Genomic DNA, 16034 nt, shown 5'->3' on the forward strand with positions numbered 1-16034 from the left:
GTGGAAACCTTGTTCTATTTGCCGTGGAATCGGCATTAACTTTGCCGTGGAATCGGCATTAACTTTGCCGTGGAATTCGTGATTTTTTTCCCGTGGAATCCTTGTTCGCGATGGCGTGGAATACGCATTTGACGACGTTCTGCCCGACTGCGCTGCGCTTTGACAGGCGCAGCGGCGTTGGGCAATCAATAATCGTATTTCCGGAAACCGAGCTTTCCGCTACTGCGTTGATGCCTTGCGCGAACCCCGAGACGTAGTTGCCGGTAATGATCGTGTCGGAGGTACCGGGGTCAGGCAGCAGGATGCCAGTGTTACCGCCGCGAGTCGTGGATCCTTGCACATGATTATCGGCAATGACCGCGCGGGTGACCGCCCGCGCGTCGTGACTGACGCTCGGATCCACGCCGAATTGAATCCCATTGTTCGCCCCAAGCGCGGTCACCACGTTTCCGGTGATGGTAATCGCCCCGCTCGCGTCTTCGACATGAAGCGTACCGTTCGCGCTCGCGCTGTTCGAAGCGACCGTGTTGCCGCGAATGACGAGATCGGTCACGTGCGCTACATTGAGCGGCAGATCGAGCTGCAGCTTGCCAGGCGTGATCGTATTTCCTTCAACGACAACGTTGGAGCACATGATATGAGGCGTGTTGACGCCGATGCTCGCGTCCACACAGCTATTGCCGCTGATGTGCAGATGCCGGGATGGTTTGCCCAGCGGGTTCTCCCTGACCCGCCTTTCCATGCCGTCTTGATTGTTGATTTGAACTCCATATGAGCACTTTTCAAACACATTGTCTTGTACATACAGACCGTTGAGCCCGGTGCCGAGGAACCACGGGCCAAAGATGTTTGACTGGGACTTCGACGCTTCCGTTGTACGCGAGAAGACACGGTTTCGAAAAAAACGCTGGTTGGAAGCGTCGTTGACCGCGTTGAGCACACCCTGCATCGTGTCCTTGCCGATGTTGGAAAGATCAAAGACCAGCTCCGTGACAAACGTATCGGATCCACCCCACTCAAAGGCGCAACTTGCTTTTGCACTGTCGACTTTACAAGTCAGGGTCGCCCCTTCACCGACAGTCGTGACGTCGCGAGCGTAGATGCTTCCCTTGACAAGATAAGTGCGTCCACGCAAGAACACGGTGCGAATCGAAGTGCCCCGGACGTGCGCATACATTGCATTCAACGCGGCGGTGTCATCGGATACGCCGTCTCCTTTCGCGCCGAAACTCATCGGCGTGACAATGGAAGCGTTTCGCATGGCGACTTCGTGGGAAAACGTTCCGGTTTGCGGCGTTAGTGTTGCCGCATGCGCGATGTGCCGGGTCGCGAGGAACATGCCGCTCAGCACGGCGTTGGTACAAAAAAGGCGGCGTGGGTTTTGTGGACGCTTCATTGAGAGACATTGACAAGACAGGACGTTCGCGGGCAGTCGATTATGCGATGAATATGCAGCCCATTGTAGTTAATCCTCCCACAATCTCTACTCTTCAAAGCGCTCAAAATTGCCTTACATCGACAAGTCGCCAACCAAAGTTGTTGCTCTCTGTCCGCTTGCAACTAGAGTTGAAACCTGACGATCGCGAATTTTCAGCATAATCACCGTATCGTTAACCGCACGTTCAATCCAAGCGGCGCGCGGCGCATCCAGCATGATTGCGTTAGCGGTATGGAGCACCATCGACAGCCTCAAGCCTTTTATGGTGAGTAGGCGCGCAGTGTCATGCGGGCCAGCATCCATGCTGTGAATGGGATTTGCTCAATCACGAATGACGCGCTTGCCCGGCCGCGCGGCAATCTCGCGTGCGAGTTCCACGAACGCGCTCAACACCGCAGGCGGCGATGGATTCGTCCAAGCGAGTTGCAATTCGCTCACCGCCTGGCGTTCGCGAAGCGGCCGGTACACCACGTTATCCATGTGCACGTGCTGCACCGAGGCAGGCACCAGCGCAATGCCGAAACCCGAGCTGACAAGTCCGAGCGATGCGTAGATCTGCCCCATTTCGAATAACGGCGATGGCGAAAAGCCGCCCAGCGCGCAGAGCTGATTGATGATTGCGTGATAGTCAGGCGCGACATCCTTGCGATAGTTGATCACGCGCATGTTCGCGCAATCGACGATCGAAATGGTGCGCTTAGTGGCAAGCGGATTATCTTTCGCCAACGCAACGACGAACGGCTCACGCAGGATCATCGTGGATCTTAATTCCGTGTCGGGCGGCACGGCGCGCACGAACGCGACATCGACTTCACCGCGCGCAAGCGCGTTGAACTGCTCGGCGGCCGTGAACCAGCGCAACTCAATGGATACATCGGGAAAGCGCTGCTGGAACTCGCGAATGAGCGCAGGCAACAGCGTGTACGCGATGTGTTCGAAGAAGCCGACCGCAAGCCGCCCAATCTCGCCGCGCGCCGCGCGTTGTGAGTCGATGACGGCAGCATCTGCCGATGCCAGGATGCGCTGCGCGCGGTCCGCAAACACCATCCCCGCCGACGACAATGTCACACGCTTGCCCCGCCGGTCGAATAGTTCCACGCCAAGTTCATCTTCGAGTTCGCGAATCTGCCGGCTCAGCGGGGGCTGCGCCATATGCAGATGCTCGGCGGCTTTGGTGAAGTTCAGGGTTTGCGCGACGGCCAGGAAATAGCGCAGATGACGAAGTTCCATGTCATACCTTTAAGGTACTGAAAGCGAACTAATTATATCTTTTACAACACTCCCCGATGCCGCTACGATCCGGCTTGAAAGAGATCAACCAGGAGAGATTCATCATGAAGCTCAGTGATGTGCAACTGACCGCGTATGCGCGCGACGGGTTTGTCGTGCTGCCGTCATTGCTGGCCAATGTTGAAGTTCAGGAGATGAAGCGCGAGCTGAAACGCATCCAGCAAATCGATACCGACCATCTGGTTCGTGAAAAAACCGGTGGCATTGCGAAGACGATCTACAAGGTGCATGAAACACAGAGTCCAACGGCGTCGCCCGTGTTCCACGCGGTATCGCGTGCACCGCGACTGCTCGAACCGGCACAACAACTGTTGGATGATCCTGCGCTCTACATTCATCACACGAAGTGCAATCTGAAGACCGCCATCGATGGTTCTGTATGGCAATGGCATCAGGACTTTGGAACATGGCACCTGGACGGTGTGCCAAACCCGACGATGACCACCGCGCTAGTCATGCTGGATGAACCCACTGAAATGGGGGGCTGTCTGTATTTCATTCCAGGAAGCCACAAGCTCGGCTCGCTGCAACCCGCTTTCGACGACGCGACCGGATACCGCTTTTACGTCGTGCCAAAGCCGAAAATGCTCGAAGTCTTATTGACTCATCCGAGAGCGGTACCGATCATCGGCGCGCCGGGAACGGTCGTATTTTTCGATGCCAATATTGTGCATTCGTCTGGCCATAATCTTTCGGGGGACGACCGCTGGCAAGCGTATATCGTGTACAACCAGGTCGCGAATCGTCCCGCCGAAGTGGAGAAGCCACGCCCGGATTATGTGCGTTCGACTAACTTCGTGCCATTGCAACCGGGTAGCGACGACATTTTTGAACCGACCGCATACGGTGCACTACTGAAGGCGAGCTAGACGTCAATTCGATAAGGCAAATGGGTTCCACAATACATGCAGCGCTGGCCACGACTCGAGAACGATCCAATAGCTCATGCCGCTCGCAATGCATTATCGACTGCGTTGAGCAACGCTTCCGGCCCGACTGGCTTTCGTAGAATGATGGCATTGCCAATTTCATCCAGCGCGAGCGTATCTGCGTAGCCGCTCACGAAAATGATCGGAAGCGAAGGTTGCTTCAAGCGAGCAAGGCGCGCGACTTGAACCCCATTCAGCCCCGGCATGATGAAGTCGATGACAGCCAGCACCGGTTTGATCTCGTCGAGCACGCGTAGTCCGTCCGCGCCGTTTTCTGCTTCGGTCACGTCGTAACCGGCGCTACGGAACATTTCCGCGAGCGCAATACGTACATGGTCGTCGTCGTCGATCACAAGAAGTGGCCCAGGGCGCGATGTTGCGAGAACAGGTGGCGCACCCGGTTCGAGAGTACGCGGCCCCGCTGTTGCCCGCTCGGCAGTGAGCGGCAACAGCAGATCAATCGTGGTGCCCCCTCCCGGCGCGCTTCGAATGCGCAGATCGCCACCACACTGCTTCACCACCCCGTACACTTGCGCCAAGCCGAGGCCCGTGCCCCTGCCGCGCTCCTTCGTGGTGAAAAACGGGTCGATCGCCCGCTCGATGACTTCGGGCGTCATGCCCACGCCGCTGTCACTCACGCGGATCATGGCGAAGCCTGCATCGCCTGGGTCATGGCGTGGCGAAGTGTCGTCCAGTGTGAGGATGCTGAACGTGCCGCCGGCAGGCATGGCATCACGCGCATTGAGCGCGAGATTCAAGATGGCGAGGTGAAGCTGGTCGGCATCGGCGCGGATCCAGGCACCGGGCGCGAGCAACTCGATGTCGATCGCGACTGTTGGTCCAAACGCATGATCCAGCAAACCTCGCGCATCTTGCACGACCGCGTCGAGTTCGATTGGCCGCATGTCGAGCCGCTGCGTACGTGAAAACGCCAGCAACTGGGCGGTCAGTTTCGTTCCACGCTGAGTGGCGACTACAGCATTGTCCACGTAGGTACGCGCTGGATGCTCGTCACCCAGCCGGCTTTTGGCAAGGTGCAAGTTGCCCGAGACAGCCATGAGCAAGTTGTTGAAATCGTGCGCGATACCGCCGGTCAATTGCCCCACTGCTTCCAGCCTTTGCGCGCCGTACATTGCAGATTCGGCTTTCGCGCGCTCGGCGCTTTCGTGATTGAGTGCCGCCGCCTGCTCGGCAAGGCGGGCGGTGAGACTGTCTGCAGTCTGCTGCTTCAGTCGATCCGACAACTCCCGTTCCAGGTCGAGCGTGTCAAGCGTCTTGCCGTCGTGCAGGATCAGTGCGATCAAAGGGGCAATCGTGATCATGACAAGCAGTGCCATCGCGACGGCCGTCCCTAGCCTGCCACTGTGCATGGCTTCTAGCAGCGCACCACCCACGACTGGCGGCAGCAGCGTGAATGCAAGCTGATGCCGGGTTGCCGCGCCGCCCGTGCGCGAGGATGCAATCATCCGCGCCCAGCCGTGGTCTGCTTGCGCAAACACCGTGGCGAGTCCAAGCGCGAATAGCGCGGCGGCAGTGTGGACCGCCATCGTATTGAAAAGAAAGAGCGCGTAGAGGTCTCGAACGCCGTACGGGTCTCGAACGCCGTACGCGTAGCCTAGCAGCGCCGTGCCCGAGAGCAGCAACGCTGCACTCGCGAGCATATCGGCCAGGAGGTGCCGCCGCAGGAGCCGCTGATGTTGCGCGAGACCGACAAGCGCAATTGCGATCGCGGTAGCGATCGATGTACGCCCACTCTGCCCGGGCGGCAGGCCAAAAAGAACGTGCGCCAGATTTGGACTGATGACGTCTCGCCCGAAAGCCGCATGGGAAGCCAATGCGACAATGGCAGCCAGGAGTGCAGTCCAGCCGGCGACCAACGCTGCCCGGCGCCGGACGAAGAACGCAAGGGCGGCGCATCCTATACCGAGGGCCGTCAACAGCGACATGCCCTGCAACGAAGGTGCGAACGTAATGAGCAGCGCAGAGTGGGTGACATACCCAATGAAGACAGCTGAGACGACCAACAGCGCCAGCGCGGCTAGAACCTGCGCGGATCGGGTCATCATTCTGACGTATATAAGGTTCACCGGCTTTTCGTTATCAGCGTTACGGGAATCAAAACCTACCGACACGGATGGCTATCCAAGGGAGCCACGCATCCAACCGTGGGGTCGTATGTAGCAACGATCAAAACCCATTTGTGCGGACACGCGATTCACTTGGGGGTAACGCCTCCATCAATTCAAATATCTTGCTGATCGGCACCGGCTTTGCAAAATAGTAGTCGAAACCGGCTTCGATCGCTTCCTTATGGAATTCAGCCGTCGTGTACCCGCTTAAGGCGATCAATGTCAGCGGCTCGTTATTGAATCGTTCCCGCAAAGTGATCGCAACATCGAAACCAGACATGTCCGGCAACCCGATATCGACTATTGCAAATGTTGGTCGAAATCCCGCATCCAGGCTCAGCGCGGCTTTCCCACTAAGGGCGATGCGACATTCGTGACCATTCATGTTCAACAATGCTTCCAGTGAACTGAGCGAGTCTTCGTTGTCATCCACGAGCAGCACTCTCTGCGGTTGCCCTCCGTATGTTGGTGCGCAGTGGTCCGGTATGTCAGGCGCAAGGTTGTGAACACGCGGCAACTCGACTACAAAGGCGCTGCCCTGCCCAATGCCCGCGCTATGTACGCTCACAGTGCCACCATGATCGCTCACCAGGCGCTGCACGACCGTCAGCCCGATGCCGAGGCCGGCTTCCTGACGCCCAAGCCCCATGGACGCTTGAGCAAACAAATCGAACACGCGTGGAAGCATGTTGGCGTCGATGCCAATACCCCGGTCAACGATCTCCACGCGCACGCTATGGTCGTCGAAGTCGACTCGAATGGTGATCTCATCCGCTTGTGACGTATAGCGCGCAGCGTTGTGAATGATGTTGCCGAACACTTGCTTCAACCTGCCGACATCGACCCGGACCATGACAGGCTCGGGCGGATACTCGGTGACTACGCGGTGTCCGTGGCGCGCCACTTCAGCAGCAGTCATTTCAACTGCTCCATCAATCAGCGTATCAACACGCGCAATTTCAGTCCTCAACTCGACTTTGCCACGTGTAAGCCGGGACACGTCGAGGAGGTCGTTGACCATGTGGGAAAGATGCTGCGTCTGGCGGCCGATCACTGCCAGGGTCTTTGTCTGATTCGCGCTGAGCGGCTCGGCGCTGCGCTGCGCGACTTCGAGCGATAACGAGATTGCCGAGAGCGGATTGCGCAACTCGTGCGCGAGCATGGCAAGAAACTCGTTCTTGCGGGCATCCGCATCTTCAAGCTCGGCCTTGTTGCGGCGCAGTTCCTCGAGCGCAAGGAGCATCTCACGATTCTGCCGCTCGAGCTCCTCGACAGGCGTCTGTGCCTTCCTGCGCATCAGCTGCTCGACCAATCGATTTAACTGGATGGTGGTAAGTCGGGGCGTATCGCGGGGAAGGAACATTTCCAACGATACCGTCGTCCCCTGGCCCGGTTGCGAACGGATAAAAAATCCGTCGGCCATACGCCGGCTGCCCGGAATCCCGATGGTCGACGTCCTTTCGGGCCGTGTCGCGTCGGCAAGCAGTTCGTCGATGTTCGTAATACCCGGCCCTTTGTCCGAAATCTGCGCCACCACGCACTGCATGTTGATTGCTTCGCTGGCGTCGCCGACAAGGAACGTCAACGTACCTCCACCAGCAAACTGTACGGCATTGCGCGCGATTTCAGAGATGGCCGTGATGAAACGCGTGCGTTGCAGATTGTCGAGCCCGAATAGTTCGCCCACCTGGCGCGACCGGTCGCGGATCGCGACGAGGCTCAGATTGGTGCTGATCGGCGTGGAAAGGATTCGATGAAGCATCTCAAACCGCCTTGACGACGACAACGGTCGCATCGTCCGTGTCGCGCGCGAAGTCGCGATGCAGGACTGCGGCAATCAGGCTTGGATGATGTTGAATCAGACCGGGATGGCGGTTCAGGTTCCAGCGGGTCGACAAGCCATCCGTTGTCAGGATGATGACGCTTCGGGGCGTCCATTCGATCGAAGACTGACGCACAAGGCGCATGTTGTAGCCCACTGTTCCATCGGTGGAAAGCAAATGCTGAATGCTTTCGCCGGACGCCACGATCCCCACGATGTTGCCTACTCCGGCAAACTTGATAGAGCCGGCTGATGTATCGATTTGCACCACCGCCATGACAGCGCCGCGCGTCGATTTGAGGGCTTCATGCGAGCGACGGAGAATGCTTTCCGGAGTGTCGTTCCGGTCGGACTGACGGAAGATGTCCACTGCACAACTTGATGCAACGGACGCGAGGGGACCATGACCCAGGCCATCCAGAAGTACTGCGCGCATCAGACCGCCCCGCTCGTCGGCCCCCCAGGCGTCACCGCAAATTTCCTGGCCAGCCTTCGGAGTCGACCGTGCCCCGACGGCATATGACGACATGTCGGCGGCATGCGATTTCGAGTTCTGGATGCGTGCCAGGACGGCGGTGCCGGCCCCTGCAACGGAATAGATGTCGAACAAGTGCGAGTGACGCGACATCGTGCCGAATCCCGCACCCAGACTACCGCCTGTCGAGAACCCGTCACGCCGGGCCGCGTCGAGGTTCGCGATACCTGGCCCACGGTCGAGAGCGAGCAATTCGAGGCCCAGGACGTCGCCGCTTGCATAGCGCCGCAGCAGGATCTCACCGCTCCCGGCGTACTTGATGATGTTGGTTGCCGCTTCGGTTGCGACCAACGCGGCGTCCGCCTGATAACGCTCGGAAAATCCGAGGCTTTGCGCAAGCTTGATCGTTGCGCGCCGCGCTTGCGCCACCCCGCTTTGATCCGTGAGACTCAGCGCCTCTTCCATTGCGTAATGCTCACTCTAGTGCCGCCATTGACGGTCGATGTTATTTCGAATTCGTTGACCAGGCGGCGCGCGCCCCCTAGTCCCAGCCCCATGCTTTTCGCCGTGCTGTAACCGTCTTCCAGCGCCCGTTCGATATCCGGAATCCCTGGCCCTTCGTCCGCAAACACGAGCTTGATTCCGGTGCGCCCGTCGCGTTCGACCTCGGTGATCGTGACCGTGCCCCCTTTGCCGTGTACAAGCGTGTTGCGCGCAAGCTCGCTCGCCGCTGTGACGAACTTGGTTCGTTCGAGCGTCCCGAAAGCAAGTTTGATTGCGAGTTCCTGTATGAATTTACGCGCACCGTTGACCTGGTCGGACGTGCGTATTTCAAGAACGGCAGGGCTCAGTGCAATTATGAGGATTCTCCCGTCCCGTCCGACGCGTCGAGCGCCCGCCGCAGCAGCGCCATGCCCTTGTCAACGTCGAGCGCCGTGCGAATTCCTTTTAACGACATGCCGAGTTCGACCAGCGTGATCGCCACGGCCGGGCGCATGCCGACAAGGACCGTGGTGGCGTCCAGCACGCGCGCCATGGCAGCAATATGCCCCAGCGTCCGTCCGATAAAAGAGTCGACGATCTCGAGCGCAGAGATGTCGATAAGCACACCGCGCGCCCTCGTCTTTTCGATGCGCGAGGTCAGGTCGTCCTGCAGATTCAATACCAACTCGTCGTGTAGCTCGACCTGAATCGATACCAGCAGGAAGTCGCCGAGCTTGAGAACCGGAATTTGCTCCATACTTATTCGCCTGTCTTGACGCTGCCCAGCTTGCCGACTACCAAACCTACCCTGCGCAACGCGATCTTGAGCGCTTCGGCCAAGGTGGCCTTGGTCACGACATCGCCAAGATCGACACCCAGGTGCACGATCGTTTGTGCGATCTGCGGTCGAATGCCGCTGATGATGCACTCTGCGCCCATCAGCCGCGCGGCGGCGACGGTCTTGAGCAGGTGCTGCGCGACCAGCGTGTCAACGGTCGGTACGCCCGTGATGTCGATGATCGCAATCGCGGCTTCGTTCTCAACGATCGAATCGAGCAGACTTTCCATCACGACCTGGGTGCGCTCGCTGTCGAGCGTGCCAATCAGCGGCAATGCAACGATCGAATCCCACAGCTTGACGACTGGCGTAGTGAGATCGAGCAATTCCTGCTGCTGCCGCTCGATGATCTGTTGACGGCTCTTCTGATATTCGGAGATCGTGACGAGACCCAGTTTGTCCATCATCTGCGTCAGCTTCCAGAACTCGTCGTTCAGACGATCGATGTCCTCGCCCGAATCGCGCAAGCCGTTGAACAACGGTTTTTTCAGCGAAAAAATAAAGGTTGCGGTTTCCTCGGGGGAAAAACCTTGAAGCACACGTTCTCGCGAAAATTTTGACAGATGGGCTTTGACGTCGTCCCAATGAGCACCGCTAAGCTGCTCGTCGTATCCATTTTTTACTGCATTTGCCAATACCGACAAGAAAGCCCGCGATGCCTCCTTGACGTCTGCCTCCGACAACGCGCCCTGGCGCGTTTCGCTGGAAAGTTGCTCCGCCACCCAGCTTGACAGAATTTTTGCTTCATCTTTTTCGAAAATGCCAGCTAACCCTGCGTGCTTACTCAAGTCACTCTCCTAATCTTGTTTTGCGGATTTTTTCAGAATGTGATTATATGGGACATCTCGTCGGACCCCAATTTAAGGCGGTCGGGCGCCGTAGCTCCCTGCTTACACGGGATTCAACGCCGCGAGTGGGACCGCATTGACCGCTCGCATTGACGAAGGCAGCAGCGCCAATGTGACGCTCAACGTCGGCATTCCTTCTTGTCGGGAAGGGCAGTTCAAACAAGCGCCGGCGGCTTCGTCTTGCGCTTTCATTCGTCGCGGGTTCGCCCCTGCACGGCCGATTGCGCCCCTTCTTCAGGCGACTGCTGTGAAGTCGACATGAGACGACTATAAGGAGATAGGGCTCGCTGCGGCGCCGGTTGGCAAAATCGTCTCCGATAATCGGATGGCGTAAGTCCCATGACCTTGCGGAACACGCGACGAAACCCGGTGGCGTCGCCGTAGCCAAGGCTCCAGGATATGTCTTCAACGGAAGCTTGCGAGAACTCAAGCATTTCGCGGGCTCGAGTGATTCGGAGCCGCTGCTGATACTCATTTGGCTTCATACCGGTGGCTGCAAAGAAACGACGCAGAAATGTCCGCTGCTCAAGTTCTGCATGCCGTGCCAGATCAGCAACGCTGACGTGACGCTCGCGCTGAGTGAGAAGCCATAGCTGTGCCTTTAATATGGCTCTGTCTCCGTGTTTCGTTTTTGGATCGAACTCGCAATAGAAGCGTTGCTCGCGTCCAGGAGGATCAACGAGCATAAAACGCGCTGTCTCCAGCATGACCGCTGTACCCAGAAATCTTTCAGTGAGTCTCAGCCCGAGGTCCGCCCAAGCGAGCACTCCTCCGGCCGTGACTACGTCTCCATTGTCAATGACCATGTGATCGGTTTCCGTTAAGACGTCAGGAAACTGCTCAGCAAATACATCATTGAAGGACCAGTGCGTCGTCGCTTGCCGGCCAGCAAGAAGCCCCGTTCTTGCCAAGATGAAGACACCGCCACATACCGCTGCGAGGACTACCCCTTCAGCATGTTTTTCACGAAGCCAATGCAAGAGCGGGCTAATTCGTCCGGTCTTTTCCGGAGCTTGCACATTTCCCGGAATCACCAGCAGTGAAAGCGTATGAGTTGAACTCGGGCAACTGTCGTATGCACAGCGGACCTCAGTCGCGTCCTCGTCGTCCGCCCGCCAGTGCGTAATGCGGATAGCTGATCCTGCACAGCCGCCATGCCGTTTCGCAGCGAACTCGCCAGCATAGGTGAACAAGTCTGTCAGACCATAGATACCTGTGTTCGATGTACCCGCATCGCAAGCAAGTCCAATCTCAACCCATGGACTCGAAGTCAGTGCCGTTTTTGCCATGTTTTCTGTCATTTTCGTCCGTTGTGTTGTTCAGGCACGCCGAATACCCTGACGACGGCAGACCCAATTTCAACAAAAAGCGAGGCGTGGGCAGCGCGGATGGTGCGCCCAGATTCTTGGGCCAACGCTGTCATCCACTTTACGACTCAATACTTGGTAACCGGCTACTTGAAGTAGCGTCTGCGCTTGAACAACAGTTATCTCTTCGTCAACACCGTTTTCTTAAGGATACGAAATGGAAGCGAATTCTGGAAGTTCATACGTGACGACCGCGGACGGAACGCAAATCTTCTACAAGGACTGGGGCACAGGCGATCCATTGGTCTTTCATCACGGATGGCCTCTTTCCGCAGATGATTGGGACGCGCAGCTCATGTTTTTCCTGGACCATGGATATCGGGTAATCGCTCACGATCGCCGAGGTCATGGCCGGTCCACCCAAACCATTCGCGGCAACGACATGGACACCTATGCAGCAGACGTCGCCGAGCTCGCCAAGGCGCTCGACCTGAGGAACGCGGTGCATATCGGTCATTCAACAGGCGGCGGCGAAGTGACACGGTATGTCGCCCGACACGGCACCGGAAACGGTCGCGTAGCGAAGGCGGTGCTGATCAGCGCAATTCCCCCACTTTTCATCCAATCGGAAAAGAACCCTGATGGCGTGCCACGGAAAGTTGTCGACGAGATACGCAACGGCACGGCGAATCATCGATCGCAGTTTTACCAGGACATCACGATTCCGTTTTATGGTTTCAACCGGCCTGGCGCGTTGGTGTCCGAAGGAATCCGCGAGAACTGGTGGCGGCAGGGCATGATGGGCGGCATCAAGGCGCAATACGATTGCGTCAAGGTACTGTCGGAAACCGAGTTTTACGACGATCTGGCAATAATCGACGTTCCAGTACTTGTGATGCACGGCGAGGACGATCAAATCTGCCCGTTTCCCACCACGGGCGCAAAGTCGGTAAAGCTTCTGAAGCACGGGACGCTTAAATCGTATCCAGGATTGCCACACGGGATGCCGACCACCCATGCGGAGCAGATCAACGCAGACTTGCTTGCATTTATCAGGTCCTGATTGGTGACGGTTTCCCCGCTCCCTCACCGCTCGTCAAGGCATTATTGCCACCTCGTCGACCGGCGAAGCAGCGTACAGGAACGGCGTCGCCGACACTAAACAAACACGCCGTGACCCAGCCTTCGATCGAAGACTGGGTCACGGCGTTCCAGAATGACTTCCCTGCTGGGAAAGCACTGCTGCAAGGTATGCGTAGGCGAAGGCGACATCTGCGGGTCGATCCGGTGAACGCCGAGCGGCGTTTTCTGCGTGAGTGCCTCCACCAACTTCAGCTCAAGCGGCGGTTCGGGGTCTTGCCGCCTTTCGCGCTTCCTTCAGCGCCTGGGTAAAGCGGCTCCAGTTACACGTCGATTCGGTATTGAACAAGCCAGGGACGACTGCGCTTACAGTCACATGGCGTCAACATGGACGCCTCATGTTTCAACAGTCCCCGTTAATTACCACCGCTGCAACGCAAAAACACGATCCAACAAGGAAGGCGATCCTTACAGTGAGAGTAGCACTCGGTCATCGAAAATGCGCTTTGCATTGATGTAAGTGAGATTCCAGGTTGGAGTGTTGGGTTGATCAGGCGCTTCTAAACTGGTCGATCGCAGCCGGCGCATTGTCTGCAAAGAATGAGCGTGGTATCACCAGGCAAGCAGCGCCCCAATCGTCGTTATGTGCTTCTTGCGCTAGTGTTCTCTTTCCGCAAATCAAACGGAGTCGACCGCTTGCGTTGCCCCGTCGAACCATAAATGGCATTGGCGATAGCCGAAGTGACCGCCGGACTCGACAGCATGTTCCTGACATAGACAACAAACAGGGCGTGGTTGGTGACTCAAGGCGGACAAATTCGTTCAATACAAGACGCCCGACTTCAGCGGCCTGTCGGGCAGCGCGATGTACAGCCTCGGCAATCAGGCTGGACAAAATGAATGGAGAGATCAAGAGGCCCAATTTCCCTACTTTCATGGTCCGTTAGCAGCGAATGGCGTGTATCAGTACGTGAATGTCATTGAGACAAGTGCCAAAGGGTTTGCATTGTGGTGAAGAGGACTATCAGAGTAGCTATATACGCTGTATTCGCCTTGAACGCCTTGCTCTGGGGATATCTTCCGCCCTAACCTGTATTTGACGTTCAGCTATCCTTCCAATAGTTCCCGTACCGGCTATCTCATGCAATCCATACTCCTCAAAAGTCCGATTTTGGAAGACCAAGCGCCTGTTGGGGAAGACATGCGTGACAACCTCCTCTCCGTCATCGTTACGCGGAAATGGCAACTTGCCGAGATTTACCATGCCGTAGAAATCCAAGCTAAGTCCCGATCGGAGCTTCCCTCGTTTGACGATGGAGCTTGCGTCACGATAGTTCTCGACAATGCCGCTTATAAGGAGAGGATTTATCCTCTGTGCTCTTTTAGCTCTCAGCCATGGGCATATGTAATCGCAGTGAGACATGATGATTGCGGCGCGAACACAACAACGGCGGACCCCTTGTTAAGCCAAGGAAACGAAATGTTTATCGGAGCGTTACAGAACCCTACTGTTGTTTTGAACTCTTGCACACGATCGATACTTTTTTCTGGTGGCGTAGGCGTTGCATCTATCGCGGGGATTGCGAATCGACTCGCCAAGGCAGGTCAAATTTTCGAGCTGCACAACTTTGCTAGATCACCTGGACGCGCAGTCTTCCGGGACGAACTTGACGCACTTGGAAGCGAAGGCAGGGTCAATCACCATTTTGGTTTGGATGCTGACCAAGTAGTGCAGACAATTTCTCACGCGATGAGCCCAGCACATCCGAATACTCAGATTTACTGCAGTGGTCCTCCGGCCTTTATGGACCTCATCGAGCGCCAAGCTCGCCACTGGGTGTATCCAGATAATATCCACCGAATCGTCTTGGGTGGCAAAAAAAGCAGTTCGTTTACTGGATATAGATGAGCTAGCGATCGGTGGGACGCGCGGAGCCACTACTGCAGCGACGGCTTTGTGGAGATCGACAACTTGCCGGCAGCACGCGCACCACGCGGCGTAGCGTTGCGCTGGCATAACTGATTTTCGTGACCCGGATAGCGGTGGCTTGGGCAGCTGCCATCAACGCTACTCCGAAAGGGTATCGCGTCATTCGCGCACCGCGGTCAGATGCGCTGGCGCAGCGCTTCGGTGGTCTCGCCTGAACCATCCGCGCGCCAACCCGGCGGCAGGATCACGTAGCGAATAGCAGTCGAGACGCTGCCCGCCGATGCAATGTCGTGTGCAAGACTGGCCCAGTGCTCGAATTCGACGACAAGCGGATTGCGCGAGCGCGTTGGAGTGGTGAGACCGTAGCGGCACGGCTCTTCAGCGTGCTCTTCTACATACGTGCCGAATAGCCGGTCGAATATGACGAGCACGCCACCAAAGTTCGCATCGAGATAATCGATGTTCGATGCATGGTGCACCCGGTGTGCGGATGGCGTATTGAACACCCATTCGAGCCAGCCCAATTTCGGCATCCACGTGTTGTGCAGCCAAAACTGATAGAGCAGATTGAAGCTCAGTGTTGCGAGCACGATTTCCGGACGCACGCCGAGCCAGACGAGAGGCGTGAAAAATACTGCCGAGCCCGTCAACTTGCCTGTCAGCCCAAGCCGATAAGCAGACGAAAGCGTCAACTGGTTCGGCGAGTGATGGACAGCGTGCGTTGCCCAGAAAAAGCAGATACGGTGCGACGCGCGGTGGTACCAGTAGTAGCAGAATTCCTGGCCGATAAAAAGCAGGAATACCATCAGAGCGCTGTTGAGCGTGACGGTAAAGATCCTGTGATCCCAGGCAAGGGCGAAAACCGGCGCTGCAAGCGAGAGCGGAAGGAGTGCGAGCAGTTTGCGGCCGGCCATGTCGGCCAGCGAAATCCACACTTCATACCAGTCGAATGGCGTGTCGCTATTGCGCTGTTTGCGGGTGAGCACACACGCCTCGATCAACGAGACGCCAACAACGAACAACAACACAAAGACCGCGATTTTTTCAGTGGTGAACATGATGGGCAGCTTATGGGTGTGAGGAAGACGCGTGGTCTGCGGGTAACGGCCGTTGTCGCTTCGGCTGAGGCTAATGTAATGGGCTGACCGGCAAAAAACCACGCGAAAACCATGTCGCCGGATGTCACGGAATTCGTACCGCAGCGGCGTACGCCAGGCGCGGGAACCTTGCCGCCCGGTGTAACACCGCGACATCTTTTCGAGCGCGATTATTTCGCGGACTCCTTTTATAGTTCGTCCCGTTGCCACGCCGCAGTGCGTGACTGAACCGAACCTTGAAGGATCCCTTATGAAACTCCGTTATCTCACCTCAGCCACCGCTTCGCTGCTCATCGCCGTCAGCACGCCCGCTTTCGCCGGATGGGCAAGTCACGGCACGGCCTACACGCCACACGGCGCCTACGACA

General features: G+C 57.2%; 14 protein-coding genes. 3 read left to right on the plus strand and 11 right to left on the minus strand.

Going from position 1 to position 16034, the window contains the following annotated elements; all coding sequences use genetic code 11:
* Window positions 1-58: 58 nt before the first annotated feature.
* From ACRXB1_RS13760 to ACRXB1_RS13770, 3 genes are all read right to left on the minus strand, one after another.
* Window positions 59-1396: a glycosyl hydrolase family 28-related protein gene (locus ACRXB1_RS13760; protein WP_449492300.1), complete on the minus strand. Its 1338-nt coding sequence runs from the start codon at window positions 1394-1396 to the stop codon at window positions 59-61.
* A 114-nt stretch (window positions 1397-1510) separates the two neighbouring features.
* Window positions 1511-1681, minus strand: coding sequence for a hypothetical protein (locus tag ACRXB1_RS13765; RefSeq protein WP_449492301.1), 171 nt, complete (start codon window positions 1679-1681; stop codon window positions 1511-1513).
* Window positions 1682-1759: 78 nt separating this feature from the next.
* The gene (locus tag ACRXB1_RS13770) at window positions 1760-2668 is read right to left on the minus strand and encodes a LysR family transcriptional regulator (protein WP_449492302.1); all 909 of its coding nucleotides are present in this window, start codon (window positions 2666-2668) and stop codon (window positions 1760-1762) included.
* Between the two features lie 104 nt (window positions 2669-2772).
* Here ACRXB1_RS13770 and ACRXB1_RS13775 point away from each other — a divergent pair, with 104 nt between their 5' ends.
* Window positions 2773-3597 carry a phytanoyl-CoA dioxygenase family protein gene (locus ACRXB1_RS13775; RefSeq protein WP_449492303.1) on the plus strand — a complete coding sequence of 275 codons (825 nt, stop codon included), beginning with the start codon at window positions 2773-2775 and terminating at the stop codon, window positions 3595-3597.
* A gap of 74 nt (window positions 3598-3671) precedes the next feature.
* Here ACRXB1_RS13775 and ACRXB1_RS13780 read toward each other — a convergent pair whose 3' ends face one another.
* The 7 genes from ACRXB1_RS13780 to ACRXB1_RS13810 form a co-directional block, all read right to left on the minus strand.
* Window positions 3672-5723 (minus strand): ATP-binding protein, encoded by a 2052-nt coding sequence (locus ACRXB1_RS13780; RefSeq protein WP_449492304.1) that lies wholly within the window; start codon window positions 5721-5723, stop codon window positions 3672-3674.
* Between the two features lie 121 nt (window positions 5724-5844).
* Window positions 5845-7548: an ATP-binding response regulator gene (locus ACRXB1_RS13785; RefSeq protein ID WP_449492305.1), complete on the minus strand. Its 1704-nt coding sequence runs from the start codon at window positions 7546-7548 to the stop codon at window positions 5845-5847.
* A gap of 1 nt (window position 7549) precedes the next feature.
* Window positions 7550-8548, minus strand: coding sequence for an ATP-binding SpoIIE family protein phosphatase (locus ACRXB1_RS13790; RefSeq protein ID WP_174364957.1), 999 nt, complete (start codon window positions 8546-8548; stop codon window positions 7550-7552).
* Window positions 8533-8949, minus strand: a complete 417-nt coding sequence (locus ACRXB1_RS13795) for an anti-sigma regulatory factor (protein WP_075357552.1) — start codon at window positions 8947-8949, stop codon at window positions 8533-8535. The genes ACRXB1_RS13790 and ACRXB1_RS13795 overlap by 16 nt, the downstream gene beginning before the upstream one ends.
* Entirely contained in the window at window positions 8940-9323 is a 384-nt protein-coding gene (locus ACRXB1_RS13800; protein ID WP_062001821.1) for an STAS domain-containing protein, read from the minus strand. The genes ACRXB1_RS13795 and ACRXB1_RS13800 overlap by 10 nt, the downstream gene beginning before the upstream one ends.
* A 2-nt stretch (window positions 9324-9325) precedes the next feature.
* A complete protein-coding gene (locus ACRXB1_RS13805; RefSeq protein WP_075357551.1) occupies window positions 9326-10192 on the minus strand; it encodes an STAS domain-containing protein in 867 nt (288 codons plus the stop codon).
* Window positions 10193-10440: 248 nt separating this feature from the next.
* Complete coding sequence (locus tag ACRXB1_RS13810) at window positions 10441-11553, minus strand: GlxA family transcriptional regulator (RefSeq protein WP_449492306.1); 1113 nt, start codon at window positions 11551-11553, stop codon at window positions 10441-10443.
* Window positions 11554-11776: 223 nt separating this feature from the next.
* Between ACRXB1_RS13810 and ACRXB1_RS13815 the strand changes: the two genes are divergently transcribed.
* Window positions 11777-12622 carry an alpha/beta fold hydrolase gene (locus tag ACRXB1_RS13815; protein ID WP_075357549.1) on the plus strand — a complete coding sequence of 282 codons (846 nt, stop codon included), beginning with the start codon at window positions 11777-11779 and terminating at the stop codon, window positions 12620-12622.
* A gap of 1158 nt (window positions 12623-13780) precedes the next feature.
* Window positions 13781-14548, plus strand: coding sequence for an oxidoreductase (locus tag ACRXB1_RS13820; protein ID WP_449492307.1), 768 nt, complete (start codon window positions 13781-13783; stop codon window positions 14546-14548).
* Between the two features lie 197 nt (window positions 14549-14745).
* Here ACRXB1_RS13820 and ACRXB1_RS13825 read toward each other — a convergent pair whose 3' ends face one another.
* On the minus strand, window positions 14746-15627 hold the full coding sequence (locus ACRXB1_RS13825; protein ID WP_449492308.1) for a sterol desaturase family protein: 882 nt from the start codon (window positions 15625-15627) through the stop codon (window positions 14746-14748).
* Window positions 15628-16034 lie beyond the last annotated feature (407 nt).

This window comes from Caballeronia sp. M23-90, from assembly GCF_053574605.1.